Origin of the sequence: Tolumonas osonensis (assembly GCF_014202415.1) — a bacterium.
Lineage (GTDB): Bacteria > Pseudomonadota > Gammaproteobacteria > Enterobacterales > Aeromonadaceae > Tolumonas > Tolumonas osonensis.
In genome coordinates, this window is the sequence record NZ_JACHGR010000001.1 from 57,245 (window position 1) to 77,964 (window position 20,720).

The window sequence follows — 20,720 nt, forward strand, 5'->3', positions numbered from 1 at the left end:
ATTTCACCCGGGGATTATTATTCTGTTTGCTGACGGGTCAGCCAGACCGACTCGATACGGTGAGCCCGGATTTCGGTCACTGTAATCTGCCAGCCTTCATAATCGATCACTTCATCCATGGTAGGTAGCCGTTGCAACCACTCCAGCAACCACCCCGCCAACGTATGATAATGTTCCGTAGAAGCAGCCGGGAAACCCAGTTCCCGCTGCAAATCACTCAGCAGCATATCGCCGCTGACGCGGAAACTGCCTGGTGCCAGCATAACAAGTTCCGACTCTTCCTCACCGGTCTCCGGTAGTTTACCGGCAATTTCTTCCATGATATCGCGGATAGAAACCAGACCTTCAAAGTTGCCGAATTCGTCCACCACAAAAGCCAGATAGTTTTTCGCCCGACGGAATTGTTCCAGTGCATTCAGCACCGAGATGGTTTCCGGTAAACACAAGGCAGGCTGGATCAGTGAATCGATCCGTAAACTCTTATCCTCCAGCAATTGCGCCAGGACATCACGCTTGCGGATAATTCCCAGTGGCGCATCCCGGTTATTGTCACGGGTCACGACCAGCCGCGAATGCGGCGTTTGCGCGAGCAGTTGCAAAATGTCCTGTTGCGGCGCCGTCAGATCCAACATTTCAATATCACGGCGCACGGTCATCACCGCCCGGATCGGCAACGATGAAAGTTGCAATACCCGCGACACCATGTCTTTTTCTTCCTCACTGAAGATCTCTTCGCGCGGTTCGGAAAGACGGGATGTCTCTTCATGATGAGGTTGAGTTTCGGGTTTGACACCCAGCAGACTCATCACCATCTCCGCGGTACGTTCACGGCGGCGGAGCTTGCCTTTAAACAGTTTTTCCTGATTGGCGCGGGCCAGCTGGTTAAAAAACTCGATCAGGATAGAGAAACCGATCGCGGCATAGAGATAACCTTTCGGCACATGGAATCCCAGGCCATCCGCCATCAGACTGAAACCAATCATCAGCAGGAAACCCAGGCAGAGGATCACCAGCGTCGGATGACGGTTAATGAACAATGTCAGCGGTTTGCTCGCCCACATCATGATGACAATAGCGATAGTCACCGCAATCATCATGATCGCCAGATGATCGGACATACCAACCGCCGTGATCACCGCATCCAGAGAGAATACAGCATCCAGCACGACAATCTGTGCCACCACGACCCAGAAACCCAGATAGACTTTCTTCTGTTCATCACTGTGCAATACACCTTCTATCCGGCCATGTAACTCCCGGGTCGCCTTGAATAACAGAAAGAATCCGCCCAGCAGCAGGATCAGATCCCGTCCTGACAGGGGCAATGACCAGATTGTGAACAGTGGCTGGGTGAAGGTAACCAGATGCGACAGACTGGCCAGCAGGCCAAAACGCATCAGCAGCGCCAGCGCCAGACCGTAATAACGGGCGCGATCACGTTGTTCCGGCGGCAGTTTTTCCGCCAGAATGGCGATAAAAAGCAGGTTGTCGATACCGAGAACAATCTCCAGTACGACCAGCGTTAATAAACCCAGCCATGCCGTGGGATCAATCATCCACTCAAACATGTCTCACCTCCGGCGAAACAGAGTAAACACTCCGTTTTACAGGGAAATGATGGTGATCGGATAACAATTCAGACCAGACGGCTGAACCATCTGAAAAGGATGAGAAAAAACAGGAAAAACAGAAACTAGCTGAATAGTAGTCACGGTGACGACTGCTATCGTCCATACAGGGCCTCATAGGTTAACCAGACGGCACTAGCGTATTGATAGAAGCGGGTTCGGTCAAGCAGGAGAAGGAGCATCCGCTGCCGGATACTCCAAATTATGCAGTAAATCAGATCATGCTGCTGAGGATCAGCGTACCAACCAGTCCGCAAATCGCGATCAGCGTTTCCAGAACTGACCAGGATTTGAATGTTTCTGGAATAGAAAGGTTGAAATACTCTTTGAAAATCCAGAAGCCCGGGTCGTTCACGTGAGAGAAGATCACGCTGCCGGCGCCGGTAGCAATCACCATCAGTTCAGGGCTGACACCGGTCGTTGCAATGATTGGCGCAACAATACCGGCAGTAGTCATGGCTGCAACGGTGGCTGAACCCAGTGCCAGACGCAGTGCAGAAGCGACGCCCCATGCCAGTACCAGCGGCGAAATACCACTACCGTTCATCATGCCTGCAATATATTTATCGACGCCACTATCAACCAGTACCTGTTTGAAAGCACCACCACCCCCAATAACCAGAATGATCATGGCAATCGCACTGATCGACTCTGCAATAGTGCCCATCACCTCTTTCATGTCTTTACCGCAGTTCAGACCAAAGGTGAAGATAGCGATTAATACGGACAACATGGTCGCAATGACCGGATCACCGAAGAAGCCGGTGTAGTCCAGAATTACCGAATCGGCAGGCAATGTCATTTTAGCGATAGCCTGAATCGCCATCAGAATAACCGGTACCAGCGCAGTCAACACACTCACACCAAAGCCCGGCATTTCTTCTTCAGTAAACACTTTCGGGTTGTATAAACCGGCAGGAATTGGTTTATCGATTTTCTTCAGCATCATCGCAAACAGCGGACCAGAGATGATCACGGTCGGAATCGCCAGGATGATACCGTAGAGCAGGGTTTTACCCATGTCCGCACCATAAACGCCAGCGATGGCAGTCGGGCCCGGATGCGGCGGCAGGAAGCCGTGCGTTACCGACAGTGCAGCCGCCATCGGAACACCGATATACAGCAGAGGAATACGGGCTGATGCCGCAATGGTAAATACCAGCGGGATCATCAGTACGAAACCCACTTCATAGAACAGCGCAAAGCCCACCACGAAACCGGTCAGCACGACGGCCCACTGGATTCGTTTCACACCAAACCAGGCAATCAGTGTGGTCGCGATACGCTGTGCACCGCCACAATCAGCCATCAGTTTGCCCAGCATGGCGCCAAACGCCAGTACCAGTGCCAGACTGCCTAACGTACCACCCACCCCGGCCTTCACGGATGCCATGACTTTGGCAATCGGCATCCCTTCCATCAGTCCGACAGCTAATGCCACCAGAATCAGTGACAGAAAACCATTTACTTTAAAACGCAACATCAGCAGAAGCAGCAGCGCCACCCCGATAGCAACAATAATTAACGGCATGATTGAACTCCTGTAAACGCGCTGAATACACACACTGAAAATGAGCTCAGAATGCATGGCGGCGGCGATATTGGCATAATGACGGTGGTTGCAAACATAGTTGTCTCTCTTATTGGTGATGGTTCAGATTGAATTTGTGGCGCGCTTCACAAATATCCTTGTTACCGGTAACATGATACCGGTAACATGCTAAGGTACAACCATCATCCACCGGCAATTATCAAATTTGAGACTGAGGTCAAATTATGACAGGACATAGCATTATCCTGATGGGAGTATCTGGTTGCGGTAAATCTTCTGTAGGTGCCGCACTGAGTAGAGCTTTAAACGCGAAGTTTATTGATGGTGACGATCTGCATCCCCGGGCCAACATACAGAAAATGGCTAGCGGCTCACCACTGAATGATGATGACCGGGCGCCATGGCTGGAACGCCTTAGTGATGCGGCTTATAGCCTGTGCCACAAAAACGAAACCGGCATCATTGTCTGTTCTGCGCTGAAACGCCGTTACCGGGATCGTCTGCGGGAAGGGAATCCGACCATGCGCTTTATTTATCTGCATGGCAGCTATGAATTAATCGAAGCCCGCATGAAAGCCCGGGCAGGTCATTTCATGCCGACCGGTTTACTGAAAAGCCAGTTCGAAGCCCTGGAAGTACCGGGAGAAGAAGAACCGGATGTTTTACACGTCAGTATTGACGGTGATTTAAATACGGTGGTCAACCGATGTGTAGCCGCATTACAGGGGGAAACAACATGCACTCAGTGATTCAACAGGTAACTGACCGTATTCGTGAACGCAGTGCCGCACTGCGTACGGATTATGTCGCACGGATGCAGGCACAGGCGGCAGCCGGACGCCCTCGCGGCACGCTGGCTTGCGGCAACCTGGCACATGTGCTGGCCGCTTGCCCGCATTCCCAGAAAAACACCCTGATGGACATGACCCGCGTCAACGTCGCTATCGTTACTGCTTACAACGATATGCTGAGTGCCCATCAGCCTTATCAGCAATATCCTGATCAAATCAAAGCCGTGCTGGCGGCAGAAGGTCATAGTGCTCAAGTTGCCGGTGGTGTTCCAGCCATGTGTGATGGTGTCACACAGGGTCAGGCAGGCATGGATCTGTCGCTGTTTTCCCGTGATGTGATTGCCCAGGCCACTGCCGTATCACTGAGCCACAATGCGTTTGATGCCACCCTGTTGCTGGGGATCTGCGACAAAATCGCACCGGGTCAGCTGATTGGCGCACTTTCTTTCGGTCATCTGCCGGCGGCGTTCGTACCCGCTGGTCCGATGAGCACCGGCATCAGTAACGATGAAAAAGTCCGTATCCGTCAGAAATATGCCGCCGGCGAACTCGACAAAACCGCATTGCAGGAGATGGAGAACCAGGCCTATCACAGTCCGGGAACCTGTACTTTCTACGGTACGGCCAACACCAACCAGCTAGTGTTTGAAGCCATGGGGCTGATGCTGCCGGGATCAGCATTTATACCGCCTGATTCAGAACTGCGTCATGCACTGACCGATGAAGTGGCGGCACTGATGCCAACCCTGGTCTCCGGCTCTACCAACTACCGTCCGCTGTATCAGCTGGTTGATGAAAAATCGCTGGTGAACGGTCTGGTTGCTCTGCTGGCATCCGGTGGTAGTACCAACCATACCATGCATATGGTGGCGGTTGCCCGGGCAGCCGGTATCATCCTGACCTGGGACGACTTCCGCGATCTGTCTGATGTGGTTCCTCTGTTGGCCAAAGTGTATCCGAACGGTCCGGCCGATATTAATGCCTTCCATCAGGCAGGTGGCGTACCGCTGCTGCTGCGTGGTCTGGCCAGTCGTGGCATGCTGCATATGGATGCCACCCCACTGACCGGCAATATGCAGGATTACCTGCAGCATCCGTCGCTGGATAACAGCAAGCTGTGCTGGACACCTGTCACCCAGAGTCAGGATCCAGCTGTGTTATCGGATGACGAACAGGTATTCAGCGCCACCGGTGGTCTGAAAGTACTGTCCGGTAATCTGGGGCGCTGTGTTATCAAGGTCAGCGCGGTTGCCAAAGAGCACCACTATATCGAGGCAGAGGCTGTCATCTTTGATTCCCAGCATGATGTGGAAAAAGCCTACAAAGCTGGTGAGCTGAACCGGGACGCCATCATCGTGGTTCGTTTCAACGGGCCGGCCGCCAACGGGATGCCGGAACTGCACAAACTGATGCCAATACTGGGCAACTTGCAGAAAGCCGGTCACAAAGTGGCACTGGTTACCGATGGCCGTTTGTCGGGGGCTTCCGGCAAAATTCCTGCCGCCATTCACGTGACGCCGGAAGCGGCAAAAGGTGGTCCACTCGCACAACTGCAAACCGGTGATCGCATCCGTCTGGATGCAACCAGCGGTACCCTGCATGTACTGGACGATATCCGGCAGCGTCCTCTGGCACAAAGCGATCTGAAATCACAGCATTTTGGTCTGGGACGAGAACTGTTTGGCGCTTTCCGCCATATCGTCACCAGCGCAGAACAAGGTGCTTCTATTTTATTCTCTGATAACGATTGATAAGGATTACAACATGAACTGGACTTTGTCTCCTGCGACTGTTTTTGCAACCTCACCGGTAGTACCTGTGATGGTGATCGATAAAGTGGAAGACGCCGTGCCGATGGCAAAAGCACTGGCGGCTGGCGGTATTACCGTGTTTGAAATCACGCTACGTACCCCTGCCGCACTGGATGCGATTCGCGCCATTCGTGACGCGATGCCGGATGCGCTGGTCGGTGCCGGCACCGTGCTGAATCCGGAACAATATGATCAGGCGGTTGCTGCAGGCGCACAATTCATCATCTCTCCGGGCTTTACCGACAAACTGCTGGCTCACGCCGCCGCGAATGCCGTGCCATTGATCCCAGGCGTGAGCACGCCATCAGAAATCATGACCGCACTGGACCTGGGTTACACTCATCTGAAATTCTTCCCGGCAGAAGCAAACGGCGGCGCCCCTGCGTTGGCTGCAATTTCCGCTCCGTTGCCGCAGATCAAATTCTGTCCGACTGGTGGTGTCAGTCCGAAAAACGTTGCAGCCTATCTGGCACTGAAATGTGTCGCGACGGTAGGTGGTTCGTGGATGATCCCGGCTGACAAAGTCAAAGCCGGCGCATGGGATGAAATTACCAAGCTGTCCGCCGAAGCAGTCGCGCTGATTGATAGTTTAAAAAAATAGGTTACCAGGCAAGGACTGGTAATAAATAAGCAGACCGTCGGCGGCAAGGATGCCGCCGCTCGAGCGTCCATGGATGGATTAACAGCGAGTCTGCGTTTTATTACCAGTTCATGCCCGCTAAGGAATCAGATACTCTGCCCTGCCGACAGATCAAAACCTAAATCAATGATCGGGTCTGTTAATTCAGCACCATTAATCCGGGCTAATAACTGCTCAGCCGCGATCCGGCCGATCGCTTCACGCGGCGTGATCACACTCGCCAGTTTCGGCACCATGGCCTGTCCGATGTCATGACCGTGGAAGCCCGCAATACCTATTTCCTCCGGAATGGCAATGCCCTGACGCTGACACTCGAAAATGGCGCCAACGGCCAGGTCATCGTTGGTACAGATGATGCCATCCATATCGGGGTAGCGAGCCCGAGCCTCCAGCAACAATTTAGCCCCTAGCGAAAATGATGAAGCAGCATCGGTCGCCATACTGACCGGTTCCAGTCCGTGTGCCTGCATGGCGGCGGCATAACCTTCCATTTTCAGTTTGGTACGTACGTCCATCCGGGCACCAAAATAGACAATGCGTCGATACCCTTTTTGCAGCATCAGCTCTGTCATGGCATAACAGGCTGCCGCATTATCAAAACCCACTGCCTGTTCAATCACCGGAGAACAGGAGTCCATGATTTCCACCACCGGAATACCGGCGGTATGGATCATGCGCAGCGTCCGCTCGGTATGATAACTTTCAGAGAGGATCAGGCCATCAACATGATATGACAGCAATGAGGCAATACGCTCCTGTTCAACCTCGGAACTATAGCCATAGTGCGCCAGCATCGTCTGATATCCGGCTGCTTCAGTTATCGACTCCACCCCCCTGATCACTTCAGAGAATACCTGGTTGGTCAGCGATGGCAGTAACACCCCTATCGCCTTGCTTTTGGCATTCGACAGCAAATCAGGAGCCCGATTTGGGATATACCCCAGCTCATCCAGCGCGACTGCTATTTTTTCCTGAACCAAAGCAGATACCAGCGACGGATCTTTTAAATAACGGCTTACCGTCATTTTGGTGATACCGACACGATCGGCGACATCCTGCAGGGTTGGACGACGAGGCTTGCTGCTCATTTTCTCTTTTAATCCGGAATCAAAATGTTACTTGTAACATAACAAACTATTCCATTTGCTACCATGAAATTGCTGCAAATCCGTTTTTTCCATCTCTTTTGTTACAACATATTAACAATATAGGATTATTATGCTTATATTGTGATTCAGTGCACAGACAAGAACCGGAACATCATATGCGACCAATTAACAACCTCATCAGAACTGCGCTGGAATGGATGCAGGATATCGGTCTGGTGATCATCGCGATTGCCAGTATTTTTGCGATCGGTACAGAGGTCCTGTCCATGATCAGCCTGCAAAAAGTCGCGCTGGCTGATTTACTACTGATGTTTATCTATCTGGAGGTACTGGCGATGGTCTCCATGTATCTGCAGTCGGGAAAAATGCCGATCCGCATCCCACTCTATATCGCCATTGTGGCACTGGCCCGTTATCTGATTCTGGATATGAAATCGATGGATGCCTGGCAACTCGTCGGCGTCTCTGCCAGTGCGTTCCTGCTGGCGGTCACCGTACTGGTGATCCGTTATGGCCATCTTAAGTTTCCTTATGAATCTGACAGTAAAGATAAGCATTCCGAACTTTAATCTCTGCCGATTCTGGCAATCACCCCGATACATTCCGGTTGATTGCCATTATTCACCTGTTGATTGATAGGTTATTCCGATTAAAACATTCTGTTTTTTCAATTGGATATGCCACAGCTTTGCGCCTAATATTTATACATGCGCGGGAAATACCCCACAAATGTTTCGGAAAATCAAAGGCAACTAAGGAGCACACCATGTCACATCAACCCATTGATATCGGTATTACTGAAAAAGATCGTCTTGAAATCGCAGCGGGCCTTTCCCGTTTTCTGGCTGACAGTTACACCTTATATCTGAAAACCCATTACTATCACTGGAACGTGACAGGTCCGATGTTCAACACATTGCACCTGATGTTTGAAACCCAGTACAACGAACTGGCTCTGGCGGTGGATCTGATTGCTGAACGAATCCGGGCGCTGGGTGTCTATGCACCGGGTACCTACCAGGAATTTGCCAAACTGACGGTGATCCCGGAGGATACCAGTGTACCGAAAGCGGAAGAGATGATTAAAAACCTGGTGGCAGGTCAGGAAGCTGTCGTACGTACCGCACGTTCCCTGTTCCCGGTTGTAGAAAAAGCCAGTGATGAAGCCACGGCAGATCTGCTGACTCAGCGTATCCAGTTACATGAAAAAACCGCATGGATGCTACGCAGCCTGCTGGAGTAATCGCAGCTAAAGTTGGCCCGGCCTGAGTAAACAGATTCAAACAGGAGCGTTTATGAATCAAGCTATCTGGGCCGGATTGCTGGCCAGTTTTATCGCCGGCGGGATCGGCACAGCAGCCGGGGCCGGTGGTGTATTTGTTTTCCGCCAACTCTCCGCCAGACTGGAAGATGCCTTATTGAGTGTCGCTGCCGGCATTATGCTGGCAGCCACCTTCTTCTCGCTGTTATTACCAGCACTGGAACACGCGGAAGCATTAATCGGCCTAAAATTCCCCGCGGTACTCCTGGTCAGTAGCGGGATCTTGCTGGGGGCTGTCGGGCTCTGGTACCTGCACCAGCATTTGCCGCATGAGCATTTCATTATCGGCAACGATAATCAGATGAACACCAAAATACGCAAGATCTGGCTGTTTATCATGGCCATCACACTGCATAACTTTCCGGAAGGTATGGCGGTGGGCGTTGCGTTTGCTGGCAGTGACCCGGCAAATGCGATCACGCTGGCAACCGGTATCGGATTGCAGAACCTACCCGAAGGACTCGCCGTAGCAGCTTCCTTGCTCGCTATCAATTACAGCCGCAAACTGGCGTTTCTGATTGCTGCCCTGACCGGTCTGGTTGAACCGATTGGCGGATTCATTGGTGCATCATTAGGGATCGTTTCAGTTGCCATGCTGCCTTGTATGCTGGGACTGGCGGCAGGCGCCATGCTGTTTGTGATCAGCCATGAGATTATTCCGGAAACACACCGACGAGGCTACGAACACCTGGCCACATTTTCTCTGATCGCCGGTTTCATTGTGATGATGCTGCTGGATGCGACACTGGGCTGATAACCCATCATTAATGGAAACCATGTCATGGCACAGTTTACGCAGGAATGAGGCGTAATCATGTGCCAGCGTCTGTTTGTTATATTTGTCTTGTCGTTTTTGCTACATTTTTACTGTGATGCGACAATGCTCAAGGCCCGGCTGGCAATTCCTTTTCCCTTTATCAGAGGAATGTCCCTATGCCCTGCAGCTGTAAACAGAAAAAGAACAATCCCCCTATTTCCACAACCGATCGCTATATCACATTTGATGGTATCGACTGTGATGGTAATGCCCGCATCCTGATGTCTTACATCCGCAGCCATATCGATGACCCGCAGAAAACCAACAAATTCTGGGAATATTTCAAACAAAAGGCAGCAGGCGGTAGTGGTCCGAAACCGGATGATCTGTTCCTTATCCACAGTAATCTTAATCAAATCAGGGAATTATTCGAGCTGTATGAAGACAATGAAGCGCTGGCATTGCTGGATGTGGTCGAGATAGAGTGCTGCTGAAACAACAGAGCCCCAACAAGGGGCTCTGATGCAAGATTAATTTTCGCCGTTATACAGCTCTAAATCTGCCGTGGATTCGCTCCACTCACGATCCGCTTTCGCATCATCGTTACGCAGGCTATTCAGATAGGCCAGATAACTTTCATTGATATCACCGGTGATGTATTTACCGTTGAATACCGAGGTTTCAAACTGCTTGATCTCCGGATTGCATTCGCGCACGGCGGCTTCCAGATCAGGCAGATCCTGATAAATCAAACCATCAGCACGGATCAGCTGACAAATCTCATCCACTTCGCGCCCGTAAGCAATCAGCTCGCTGGCTACCGGCATGTCGATACCATAGACGTTCGGATAACGGATTTCCGGTGCAGCGGAGGCAAAGTAAACTTTTGCGGCTCCGGCTTCACGCGCCATATCGACGATTTGCGCTGAGGTCGTACCACGCACGATGGAGTCATCCACCAGCAGCACGCGTTTGCCTTTAAACTCGGAAGAAATCGCATTCAGTTTGTTGCGTACTGATTTTTTACGCTGCGTCTGGCCAGGCATAATGAAGGTACGACCGATATAACGATTTTTCACAAAACCCTGACGATAAGGCTTGTTCAGAACCTGGGCAATTTCCAGTGCGATGTCACAGGATGTTTCCGGGATCGGAATCACCACATCGATATCCAGATCTTTCCACTCGCGGGCAATTTTCTTGCCCAGTTTCTCACCCATATGCACCCGGGCTGCATACACCGAAACTTTATCAATGAATGAATCCGGACGGGCAAAATAAACGTATTCGAAGATGCATGGACAATGATTGGCATGCGCGCATTGCTGAGTAAACAGTTCACCGGCAGCAGAGATATAGACCGCTTCACCCGGTGCCACATCACGCATCACCTCAAAGCCCTGTACATCCAGCGCAACACTTTCAGAAGCCACCATATATTCATAGCGACCGGCAACTTCTTCGGATTTGCGACGACCTAACACCAGCGGACGAATACCATTCGGATCGCGGAATGCCAGCAAACCATGGCCGATGATCACGGCAACCACGGCATAAGCACCACGGATCTGAGCATGAACACGGCTGACTGCCGCAAAAATCTCGTCTGCAGAAAGTTCAGTGCCTTCGGTTTTATCCAGCTCATACGCGAAGGTATTCAGCAACACTTCGGAGTCAGAAGTAGTATTGATGTGACGGCGGGTCTGTTGGGTTTGCAGCTCGCGCAGTTCCTTGGCATTGGTCAGATTACCATTGTGTGCCAGAGCGATACCAAATGGCGAGTTAACATAAAACGGCTGTGCTTCTGCGGCGCTGGAACTACCGGCTGTCGGATAACGCACATGGCCGATACCGATATTGCCTTTCAGACGCTGCATATGACGCGTTTCGAACACATCTTTGACCAGACCATTGGCTTTACGCTGCTTGAACGTGTTATCACTGATAGTCACGATCCCTGCGGCGTCCTGCCCGCGGTGTTGTAACACCGTCAGTGAATCATATAAGGCCTGGTTGACAGGACTGGTGCCAACAATGCCGACAATACCACACATCTCTTTTTCTTCCTCGAAATGCCAATAATCACTTAATAAAACTTGATGAGTGTTTCATGAACTCAAAAAACCAGTTCACCACCACACCAAATTCTGGAATAAGTATGGATTGTTTCCACCAGACTGCATCATGTGCACTAGTGAAAGTATCCATAAAAAACAGCAACGCACTTACAATCAATACGCCACGAATTGCGCCGAAACAGACACCTAAAACCCGATCGGTTCCGGATAAACCGGTTTTGTTCACCAATACACTGACGACATAGTTAACAATGGCACCCACAACCAGCGTTGCGACAAACAACACGGCTATCGCCATGCCATTACGAACCATGCTATCGGAAACGGAAGTGAAGAATACGGCCAGATCACCAAAAAAACGACTGGCGATAAAGAATGCGGCAAACCAGGTTACCAGAGAAAGGGCTTCTTTAACGAAACCACGGATCAGACTGATCAGGGATGACAGACCAATCACCGCCATGATTGCATAATCAATCCAGACCACATGAACTCCCTGTATCCACTAAACTGGCGCGCATTTTAACAGAGAGGCAGAGGCATTGCTTGCAAAATATGGCCTCTGCCCTCCCGCCACTTAGCGGGTTCGTGCTCCGCTGCCTTGAGGGCGTTTATTTGACGCAGGTTTACTGTTTGCCGACGGCTTACCCCGTGCAGGTTTGGCTGCATTTGGTTTGGCCAGTACCGGTTTTTTATTCGAGCCGGGACGAGCATGACCTGCCGGTTTGGCTTTGCCACCCTCCGCAGAGGTGCGTTTCTGCTGTTCCATCGGCAAATGGCGGGTTAACGCGATCTGCCCCGATTTCTGCAATGCATCCAGCCGGCGCTGACGGCTCGGCGTTTTGCTCTCTTCCGGAATCAGGCAGCCCGGACCTTTACCAATCAGATGTCCCCAGCCGCGCGCCAGAAACTCTTCACGCAGTTTCGGCCAGTTCGCCGGGTCGTGATAGCGCAGCACGGCTTTATGGAAGCGGCGACGGATTTCACCTTTCGCCACAAACATCTTCTCCGACTTGTAATCCACCTTATGCAGCGGATCGAGTTCGGTGTAATACATGGTGGTGGCATTGGCCAGCGGTGACGGATAGAAGTTCTGCACCTGATCCAGACGGAAGCCATTTTGTTTCAGCCATAACGCCAGATTCACCATGTCCTCATCCGTTGTGCCCGGATGGGCGGAGATAAAATACGGGATCAGGAATTGCTCTTTACCGGCTTCTTTCGAATACTTGTCGAACAGCTCCTTGAATTTGTAATAGCTGCTCATGCCCGGCTTCATCATCTTCGATAACGGGCCTTCTTCGGTATGCTCCGGCGCGATCTTCAGATAGCCACCGACATGGTATTTCACCAGTTCTTTGACATAGCGCGGATCCTGCACGGCCAAATCGTAACGTACGCCTGATGCGATCAGGATTTTCTTGATGCCTTTCAGATCGCGGGCTTTGCGGTACAGCTCAATGGTTGGTGTGTGGTCGGTGTCCATGTGCGGACAGATACTCGGGAACACACAGGAGGCACGCCGGCAGGTTTCTTCGGCCCGCGGACTCTTGCAACGCAACTTGTACATATTGGCGGTCGGCCCGCCCAGATCGGAGATTACACCGGTAAAGCCCGGTACCTTATCGCGGATCTCTTCAATCTCGGTCAGGATTGATTCGTGCGAACGGCTCTGGATCTGACGTCCTTCATGTTCGGTAATGGAACAGAATGAACAGCCGCCAAAACAGCCGCGCATGATGTTGACCGACGTCTTGATCATGTCATACGCCGGGATCTTCGCGCCTTTATACGCCGGATGCGGCACACGCTGGAACGGCAGCGCAAACACCCAGTCCATCTCTTCGGTACTCAGCGGCAGCGCAGGCGGATTCACCCATACCGTCTTGTCACCATGCTGTTGCAGCAACGCACGGGCACAGCCCGGATTGGTTTCATGGTGCAGGATACGGGAAGTATGTGCATACAGCACACGATCGGCTTTTACCTTTTCATAGGACGGCAACAGCACATAGGTCTTTTCCCATGGTTTTGGTTTCGCTGGCTGCACAACTACCGCTTTTGGCTTTTCAGGCTCGGCAGGGGTGTCTGTCGCGCATGGCGCACCTTCCATATACGGATTCGGGATCGGATCAATATGACCAATCTGATCCAGACGGGATGAATCGACCCCTTTCCAGCCTGGCAGCGGCCCTTTGCGCATCACGGCGGTGCCGCGGATATCCTGCATATCTGCAATGGTTTCACCACGGGCAAAGCGATGGGCGATTTCAGTCAGCGGACGTTCGCCATTGCCGAATACCAGAATATCGGCTTTGGCATCAACCAATACGGAACGACGGATGGTTTCCGACCAGTAATCGTAGTGACCGATACGGCGCAGTGAGGCTTCAATACCACCCAGCACTACCGGCACATCCTTATAGGCTTCTTTACAGCGCTGCGAATACACCAGTGTGGCACGATCAGGGCGCTTGCCACCTTCGTTGTTCGGCGTATAAGCATCGTCGTGACGCAATTTTTTATCAGCAGTGTAGCGGTTGATCATCGAATCCATGTTGCCGGCGCTGACACCGAAAAACAGGTTCGGTTTACCCAGTTTCATGAAATCCGTTTTGCTGTTCCAGTCAGGCTGGCAAATCAGCCCTACCCGAAAGCCCTGCGCTTCCAGAAAGCGACCAACAATCGCCATCCCGAAACTTGGATGATCCACATACGCATCACCACAGATGATGATGATGTCACAGCTATCCCAGCCTAATTGATCCATCTCGTCGCGGGACATAGGCAGAAAAGGCGCTGGCCCAAAACATTCAGCCCAATATTTCGGATAATCAAACAGTAAGGTTTCTGGTTGGATCATGGTCTTTCTACATCACTGATAAAAATGGCGGCGGATTATAGCCCGTGTCACACACTTTGACGATGGTTATTTTTTAACCACTCAAAACACAGGGATTTCAGGTAAAGGTTACTTTACCGCTGTTTTCAAAACGGAAAACTCAGCCCACAGCGGATTATGATCAGAGGTATGAGTGTTCTTACTCTCGGCCCGTTGCAGATCCAGTTTGCGGTAAAAAATATGATCTACCGGCTCGGAAAGTACCTTCAGCCGTACATCAGGCGCAGGGATCACTTCGTCAAAACCACTTTGTTGTGCCAGCGTTGACAAATAATGACTCCGCTTATTGCCCCAGGCCGCAAAATCCCCCGCCAGAACAGCGGGTCCCGGATAACGTTTTGCCAGGTGGAATAAACGCGTCATCTGACGACGATAAGCCGCCACACCCAGTTCGAAATTAACGCCGTGGACATTAACCACCAGCAAGGGATAGCTGCTGCCATCCAGTGGATAGAGCGTCAGCAACGTGGATTTCGGAAGCCGGCTGACGGGTTCAGGTTCCCGTAATGAGCAATTATATAAGGCTGCTGCCGGCGCAGCATTCACCACCCCGGTCGCCTCGCCTTCCAGCCGGAACGCCTGTAACTGCAGCCAGTTAAAATTTGCTTGTTGCAGCAACTGACTTAGCGCAGGTCGCTCCATTGCTTCCTGCAGCAGCAACAAATCACTGCGTTGTGCCCAGCCATTCAGCTCCTGCTGCCAGCCGGCACGCCGGAATTTGTTCATGTTCCATGTGGTAATACGGAAGGTTGATTTTAAATCCCCGCCCTGCTGCCGGATCGCTGGCACGATCTCGGGGCAATGATCCACCAGCCGGGTTCCTTCATTGGTCGACAGGGTTTCCTGCGGCGGGATCTCCAGACATCCGCTTAATAACACAGCAGTAATGACGCTAGAAAAAGTAAGGAATCTCATCATTCACCTGTTGTTGTTTGTTGCAACCACTGCAGAAGATTACGAACCTGATATTGATAACCCGGTACTGACTCAATCTTGCTGGCATCAATCAGCTTGCCATCATCGTTCATGTGACTGAACAGTGGTAAAGCTAACCCGGCTAACTGACAGGCCTGGGAGTAAAACACCGCCCGGGCAGGATGATCAGGTGCAGCCAGATTAAAGATGTCACTGCGGGGATACGTCAGTAATGTCATGATGGCGCCAATCACATCGCATTGATGCACCAGATTGACCATCCGGCCACCACTATCCAGTGTTTTACCGCTAAGAAAACGACCGGGATACCGGCCCGGACCAAATAATCCGGAAGGACGCAAAATATGCCAGCAGGGAAAACCCGCGTCCTGCACCAATTGCTCAACCTGTATCAGTGTCGCAGCCTGTGCTGTTTCCGGCATCAATGGTGATGACTCATCACAACGTCCCGTTCCACCATAGACAGAGGTCGAGCTGATATAAATCAGATGGCTGACACCACCTTGCCGGGCCTGAGAAATCAGCGTCTGTAATGCGGCGCAGTAATTCCTGAGTTTGCCCGGCGGAATGGTGATGATCATAACCGGCGCACACAACGAGGACGGTAGTTGTTCTTCTGCCTGCCAGCACAGAACCTTCACCGCCGGCTCTTCGACCATGAGCTGTTGCTGTTTTGCTGTCGTCGTGACCGTGCCGGTAACCTGATATCCCTCCGCTACCAGCTGTTTTGCCAGAGGCCATCCCAGCCAGCCGAGGCCAATAATCGATATCTCGTTTGTCGGCATGCCGGCTCCGGATGATTAGTAACGTAAACGGCGTTCACTGTCGGTCAGGAAACGAACCGGCCGGTTCAGACGATCCTGATAGATAGCATTAAATACCAGCACATTTTGGACATAGTTACGGGTTTCTTTATACGGGATATTTTCCACCCACAGATCTACCGGCTGGCCACTGCTTTGCTGACGCCATTTGCGTACCCGACCCGGACCGGCGTTGTAGGCTGCGGTAGCCAGTACCCGGTTACCGTCATATTGCTCCAGCAATCGCTTGATATAGGCACTACCCAGACGGACGTTGGTATCGGCATTAGTCAGTGCCAGCGGTGATGGCGGTGTTTCACCTAATTTCTGTGCCGTTTCTGCCGCTGTCGCCGGCATCAGTTGCATCAGACCGGATGCACCGACAGATGACTGAGCCTGTTCATACATCGCACTTTCCTGGCGGGCCAGTGCATACAACAGACTGATATCCATATTGCGCTCTTTGGCATAACGACTGAATACCGCTTTTTTCGGGGTCGGGAACCGCAGCGCCAGCGCATCTTTGGCTTTCGCCCGGATACTGGCCTGGATCCCTAAGTGAGCCCATCCACGCTGCTGAGCAACCAGACCCAGCTGTAACTTGCTGTCATAGTTGGACTGATCCAGCAGGAACAGCCACTCGTTGCGGGCCATACTGGTTTCACTCAGCGCGATCAACTCTTCAATCCGCAGTAACGCCGGCCACTGACGAGCCGCATTTTTCCAGTTATATTCCGGTTGCAGGACTTCCTCGGTAATACGCAGCGGCATCCCGGACTGCAACGCAGCCATGAACCCATAATAGCTGCGATCATAACTCGCCTGCTGGAACAGGGCCCTGGCATGTGTTTTATTACCTAACTGCTGTTCCGCCCGGGCCAGCCAGTAAGTCCAGTGAATATCATCCCGACCCGCCCTTGGCATCAGATTGATCCACTTTTTAATGCCGCGCCAGTCCATTTCAGCCAGGGCAAGACGCACCCGTAACTCCAGCAGAGAATTATCACGCAGTTGAAGCAAGGTATTATCCAGCCAGGCACGGGATGTCTTAATCCGCTCCAGCATCATGTCTCGGGCAATCTGCTTTTTCACCACGATCAGATCAGCTTCGCTCAGCTGATAACGGGCCTTTAATGCCAGATAACGCGACAGAACCGCTTCGGTGTTTTTATCCGCCCAGCGTTGCAATGCAAGACTGGCAATTTCCCGGGTGCGGGCATCACGGGAAGCCGATACCAGGGTCTCGATATTTTCGGGTTGTGAGTAAACGGAAATCAGTTTACTCGCATAATAAATATTGTTTGTCGTGCTCATTTGCTGCAGCAAATGATTCATCAGACGCGGTTCGTTTGCCTTGAAAGCCAGCACCATCCGTTTCCAGATGTCCTCTTCCGTCATGCCGCCATTTTCTTTCCATAAGGAGAACAGGCTGTCGCAGGTGGTCGGGCGGGAATGGCCGTAAAACCAGATTTTCCGGGCAAAGCTGATTGCCTGATCTGTTTTCCCGGTCTGATATTGCGCCATCTGCCAGGCACAACGTAATGTCATGGATTGCGGTTCAGCCGGTTGTAATTGCAGATACTCCTTCCACATATTGTTCTGCATCATCAGGAGGGCGTAACGTTCTGTCAGCCGGCTGGCCAGATAACTTTGCGGATACCGTGCGACAAACCGTTTAACGTCGTTAAAACGGTTAATATCCGGCTGATATGAAAGAGCGTAATAATCCAGATAAGGAACCAATGGATAATCATCCAGCTCATCTTTCGCCGGGGCCAGCTCACTAAAATTACCATTTTTCACTTGCTGGGATACCGCAATAAAACGGGCACGCTGAGAAGTCAGAGATGATGCCACTGCATTGAATGCCATTAATCCACTCAGTAACAGCACAACTATTCGCGTTTTCATGAAAATGCAATCCATTCTGGGTCTAACAAGACAACAGCACCACTCCGGCTGTCACCTGAGAATTATAAACACAGCCAGAAAGAGCTGACAGTGAATTTACGGTCTGATATCAAAACTGACACATAACTGTTGTATAAAACAGCAAACTCATAGCCGGCAAAGATATGGATTATGTTCGCATAATAGTCAGCCCGGCATAAGGATCACACATTGAGAAATCCCGGGATTCCTATTCTTTATTAAGGTGATCCTGGTCGCAAATTTACTTTATCAAAACGGTATTCTTTAACCGTGGGTTGTAGAAAACAAAGCAGGAGGATGCGACTATGCTGATCGAAATTACCAGCAAAATTATTGATGTAACCCCATCCATCCGCGAGTATGTGGCGTCCAGATTCGAGAAGCTGGAGCGCATGCAGGTACCGATGATTTCTCCACATGTATATGTTGGCAAGGAAGGTGAACATTACGTTATCGAAGCAAAAATTCAGATTCCGTTTGGCAAATTATTCGCCGAAGCAGAACACGAAGATCTTTTCGCGGCAATCAATGCATTAGAGCAGAAACTGGAACGACAGATTATCAGACATATTCATCGTCCGGATGCTCGCCGCAACAGAAATATCCAGCGTCCGCATTCTATGGCGGCAATGTTCTGATATTCTTTCCCTGTGTTCTCAGACGCGCCTTCTCGGCGCGTTTTTTATTTCTGATTACAATACGGAACGCTGCAGCACTACCCCATACAATTGTTGCCGTAACACATCATAACGGGCATCAGATCGCAGCAGCCGCATCTTTTCACACCACAGCAGACTGATCATATCCACAACCGGTAACATCTTGACTACCCGCTCAGCAGCACAACCTCCACCCGCCGTCTGATAAACCGACACCAACTGGCGTAACTGTTCATCACTCAATTGTCCGGCGCGGCAGATCCCGGCCAGTTCAAAAGCCGGATCCCCCATCGCGGCATACTCCCAGTCAATCAGCCAGGGTTTCTTCCCCAGCAAGTTGGCCGGATTGATATCGTTGTGGCAAAACACGGCACGAGTCGGTGGTAATGCCTGCAGCATCGCCTGCAAATGGTCAATCCGGGACAACAACTCTGCCGGCAGTGAAGGTAAACTAGCGGTAAAACGCTGCAGGTAATCGGAAAGCGTTAGCTGTTTTAGGCTGGCGGGAAGTGCGTGAACCCGGGCAGCCAGTGCTCCCAGCCGGGTAATGCCCTCATCAGAGGAAAATGCAGCCATACTCCAGGCGGGCTCATCACACCATGCGAGTACCAGTTGCTGGCCATCTGCGGAATGATAATGAATCCGGGGCAATAACCCTGCGTCTGCGGCTATTCGCAGCGCCTGACGTTCCTGCTGACGATCGATGAAAAGGGTTTCCGGCTGGGCGATCCCCTGCCGGTAAAAATAGCGTGTACCACGAAGTTGCAAACGGTAGGCGCTGTTGGTTAATCCTTGCACCAACAGCGTGGCTTCGGCCTGATCATACGGTGCCGGTAATGCAGAGATGATCATTTACGCAGAGATTGTTTATCACTGAATAGCAGCTCGCCTGATTTCAGTTCCATCAGATGCGTCGTCAGTTGATAAGTATTGCTCTTTTGGACCCGGCTGACTGTCCCGTACAGAATCAGGTCAGCACCGGTCTGCCGCCCTAACTGCACCGCCGTGGACGGATTCATGGCGCCTTCACTCTGCTGATAGTCCAGTGATTGCTGATACGCCGCATTCTTTTCCAGCGGAATCAGCTTGAAGCGACCGGAACGAGCCAGCTCCTTGTGCAGGGTAGCGGTTATTTTCGCGGTATCCTGCTGTCTGCCGGTGCCGTTACGAAGCATATCGACATACAACGTCGGCTTTACTGCCAGCCCGAGCCCTGCACTGCGTTTTACAATCGACGCGGCCGCGCGTTTCGCCAGCGGCTGCAGATCCACCTGACGAGGCTTGGCTTGTGTGGCTGGTCGCGCCGTACCGGTCGTCACGGTCTGGCCGGACGGGCGTGAACCGGAAGATTGATACTGCGTGGTAGTACAGCCGGCCAGCGTAAATGCCGCCAGCCAGAACAACCAGCGGCGCTGAGTGACACGAGGTAACGTTAACGCCGTCATTATGCGTCCGCCTGAACCAGACGACCGATACGTTTTCCGCCCAGCAGATGCATGTGCAGATGGAATACTTCCTGTCCACCATCACGGTTGCAGTTCACCACCAGACGATAACCGGATTCATCGATCCCCTCTTCTGTGGCCAGCTTGCGGGCTACCGTGAACAGACGTCCCAGCGCCACTTCATCTTCTGTCGTCACATCATTCACTGTCGGGATCACTTTGTTGGGCACGATTAGGATATGTGTTGGCGCTTGCGGATGAATATCGCGGAACGCGCTGACCAGCTCATCCTGATACAGCAATTTTGCGGGAATTTCCTGACGGATGATTTTACTGAAAATGGTTTCTTCGGCCAT

The 20,720-nt window shown here is 51.7% G+C and carries 20 protein-coding genes; 8 read left to right on the top strand and 12 right to left on the bottom strand.

Annotation, left to right across the window (positions count from 1 at the left end; translation table 11 throughout):
• Positions 1-17 precede the first annotated feature (17 nt).
• Positions 18-1,568 (bottom strand): TerC family protein, encoded by a 1,551-nt coding sequence (locus HNR75_RS00265; RefSeq protein WP_188025017.1) that lies wholly within the window; start codon positions 1,566-1,568, stop codon positions 18-20.
• Positions 1,569-1,842: 274 nt separating this feature from the next.
• Complete coding sequence (gene gntT, locus HNR75_RS00270; RefSeq protein ID WP_188025018.1) at positions 1,843-3,159, bottom strand: gluconate transporter; 1,317 nt, start codon at positions 3,157-3,159, stop codon at positions 1,843-1,845.
• Positions 3,160-3,404: 245 nt separating this feature from the next.
• On the opposite strand from gntT, the gene HNR75_RS00275 reads away from it, so the two are divergent.
• The 3 genes from HNR75_RS00275 to HNR75_RS00285 are packed head-to-tail and all read left to right on the top strand — an operon-like array spanning position 3,405 to position 6,383.
• On the top strand, positions 3,405-3,929 hold the full coding sequence (locus HNR75_RS00275) for a gluconokinase (protein ID WP_188025019.1): 525 nt from the start codon (positions 3,405-3,407) through the stop codon (positions 3,927-3,929).
• Positions 3,917-5,722, top strand: a complete 1,806-nt coding sequence (gene edd, locus HNR75_RS00280; protein ID WP_188025020.1) for a phosphogluconate dehydratase — start codon at positions 3,917-3,919, stop codon at positions 5,720-5,722. Before HNR75_RS00275 ends, edd begins: the two co-directional genes overlap by 13 nt.
• A 13-nt stretch (positions 5,723-5,735) precedes the next feature.
• Positions 5,736-6,383 carry a bifunctional 4-hydroxy-2-oxoglutarate aldolase/2-dehydro-3-deoxy-phosphogluconate aldolase gene (locus tag HNR75_RS00285; protein WP_188025021.1) on the top strand — a complete coding sequence of 216 codons (648 nt, stop codon included), beginning with the start codon at positions 5,736-5,738 and terminating at the stop codon, positions 6,381-6,383.
• Between the two features lie 125 nt (positions 6,384-6,508).
• Here HNR75_RS00285 and gntR read toward each other — a convergent pair whose 3' ends face one another.
• Positions 6,509-7,510, bottom strand: a complete 1,002-nt coding sequence (gene gntR / locus HNR75_RS00290; protein WP_188025022.1) for a gluconate operon transcriptional repressor GntR — start codon at positions 7,508-7,510, stop codon at positions 6,509-6,511.
• 176 nt (positions 7,511-7,686) lie between these two features.
• Here gntR and HNR75_RS00295 point away from each other — a divergent pair, with 176 nt between their 5' ends.
• The 4 genes from HNR75_RS00295 to cowN all read left to right on the top strand — a co-directional run bounded on the left by HNR75_RS00295 (position 7,687) and on the right by cowN (position 10,103).
• Complete coding sequence (locus tag HNR75_RS00295) at positions 7,687-8,100, top strand: phosphate-starvation-inducible protein PsiE (protein ID WP_188025023.1); 414 nt, start codon at positions 7,687-7,689, stop codon at positions 8,098-8,100.
• Positions 8,101-8,297: 197 nt separating this feature from the next.
• Positions 8,298-8,774, top strand: coding sequence for a Dps family protein (locus HNR75_RS00300; protein WP_188025024.1), 477 nt, complete (start codon positions 8,298-8,300; stop codon positions 8,772-8,774).
• A gap of 52 nt (positions 8,775-8,826) precedes the next feature.
• On the top strand, positions 8,827-9,606 hold the full coding sequence (locus HNR75_RS00305) for a ZIP family metal transporter (protein ID WP_188025025.1): 780 nt from the start codon (positions 8,827-8,829) through the stop codon (positions 9,604-9,606).
• Positions 9,607-9,785: 179 nt separating this feature from the next.
• Positions 9,786-10,103, top strand: a complete 318-nt coding sequence (gene cowN / locus HNR75_RS00310) for a N(2)-fixation sustaining protein CowN (protein WP_188025026.1) — start codon at positions 9,786-9,788, stop codon at positions 10,101-10,103.
• Positions 10,104-10,139: 36 nt separating this feature from the next.
• Here the strand turns inward: cowN and purF are convergent, their stop codons facing one another.
• From purF to HNR75_RS00340, 6 genes are all read right to left on the bottom strand, one after another.
• Positions 10,140-11,663, bottom strand: a complete 1,524-nt coding sequence (gene purF / locus HNR75_RS00315; RefSeq protein ID WP_188025027.1) for an amidophosphoribosyltransferase — start codon at positions 11,661-11,663, stop codon at positions 10,140-10,142.
• 28 nt (positions 11,664-11,691) lie between these two features.
• Complete coding sequence (locus HNR75_RS00320; RefSeq protein ID WP_188025028.1) at positions 11,692-12,174, bottom strand: CvpA family protein; 483 nt, start codon at positions 12,172-12,174, stop codon at positions 11,692-11,694.
• Positions 12,175-12,264: 90 nt separating this feature from the next.
• A complete protein-coding gene (locus tag HNR75_RS00325) occupies positions 12,265-14,547 on the bottom strand; it encodes a YgiQ family radical SAM protein (RefSeq protein ID WP_343043234.1) in 2,283 nt (760 codons plus the stop codon).
• 111 nt (positions 14,548-14,658) lie between these two features.
• Positions 14,659-15,504, bottom strand: coding sequence for an endonuclease/exonuclease/phosphatase family protein (locus tag HNR75_RS00330; RefSeq protein ID WP_188025030.1), 846 nt, complete (start codon positions 15,502-15,504; stop codon positions 14,659-14,661).
• Complete coding sequence (locus tag HNR75_RS00335; protein WP_188025031.1) at positions 15,504-16,310, bottom strand: NAD-dependent epimerase/dehydratase family protein; 807 nt, start codon at positions 16,308-16,310, stop codon at positions 15,504-15,506. Before HNR75_RS00335 ends, HNR75_RS00330 begins: the two co-directional genes overlap by 1 nt.
• Positions 16,311-16,325: 15 nt before the next feature.
• Positions 16,326-18,239, bottom strand: a complete 1,914-nt coding sequence (locus HNR75_RS00340) for a transglycosylase SLT domain-containing protein (protein ID WP_188025032.1) — start codon at positions 18,237-18,239, stop codon at positions 16,326-16,328.
• A gap of 326 nt (positions 18,240-18,565) precedes the next feature.
• On the opposite strand from HNR75_RS00340, the gene hpf reads away from it, so the two are divergent.
• Entirely contained in the window at positions 18,566-18,898 is a 333-nt protein-coding gene (gene hpf, locus HNR75_RS00345) for a ribosome hibernation-promoting factor, HPF/YfiA family (protein ID WP_188025033.1), read from the top strand.
• 54 nt (positions 18,899-18,952) lie between these two features.
• On the opposite strand, the gene HNR75_RS00350 is transcribed toward hpf, so the two are convergent.
• From HNR75_RS00350 to HNR75_RS00360, 3 genes are read right to left on the bottom strand one after another with little or no spacing between them, the layout of a single operon-like run.
• Positions 18,953-19,771 carry a choline/ethanolamine kinase family protein gene (locus tag HNR75_RS00350; RefSeq protein WP_188025034.1) on the bottom strand — a complete coding sequence of 273 codons (819 nt, stop codon included), beginning with the start codon at positions 19,769-19,771 and terminating at the stop codon, positions 18,953-18,955.
• The gene (locus HNR75_RS00355) at positions 19,768-20,364 is read right to left on the bottom strand and encodes a penicillin-binding protein activator LpoB (protein ID WP_188025035.1); all 597 of its coding nucleotides are present in this window, start codon (positions 20,362-20,364) and stop codon (positions 19,768-19,770) included. The genes HNR75_RS00350 and HNR75_RS00355 overlap by 4 nt, the downstream gene beginning before the upstream one ends.
• Positions 20,364-20,720: an HIT domain-containing protein gene (locus HNR75_RS00360; RefSeq protein ID WP_188025036.1), complete on the bottom strand. Its 357-nt coding sequence runs from the start codon at positions 20,718-20,720 to the stop codon at positions 20,364-20,366. Before HNR75_RS00360 ends, HNR75_RS00355 begins: the two co-directional genes overlap by 1 nt.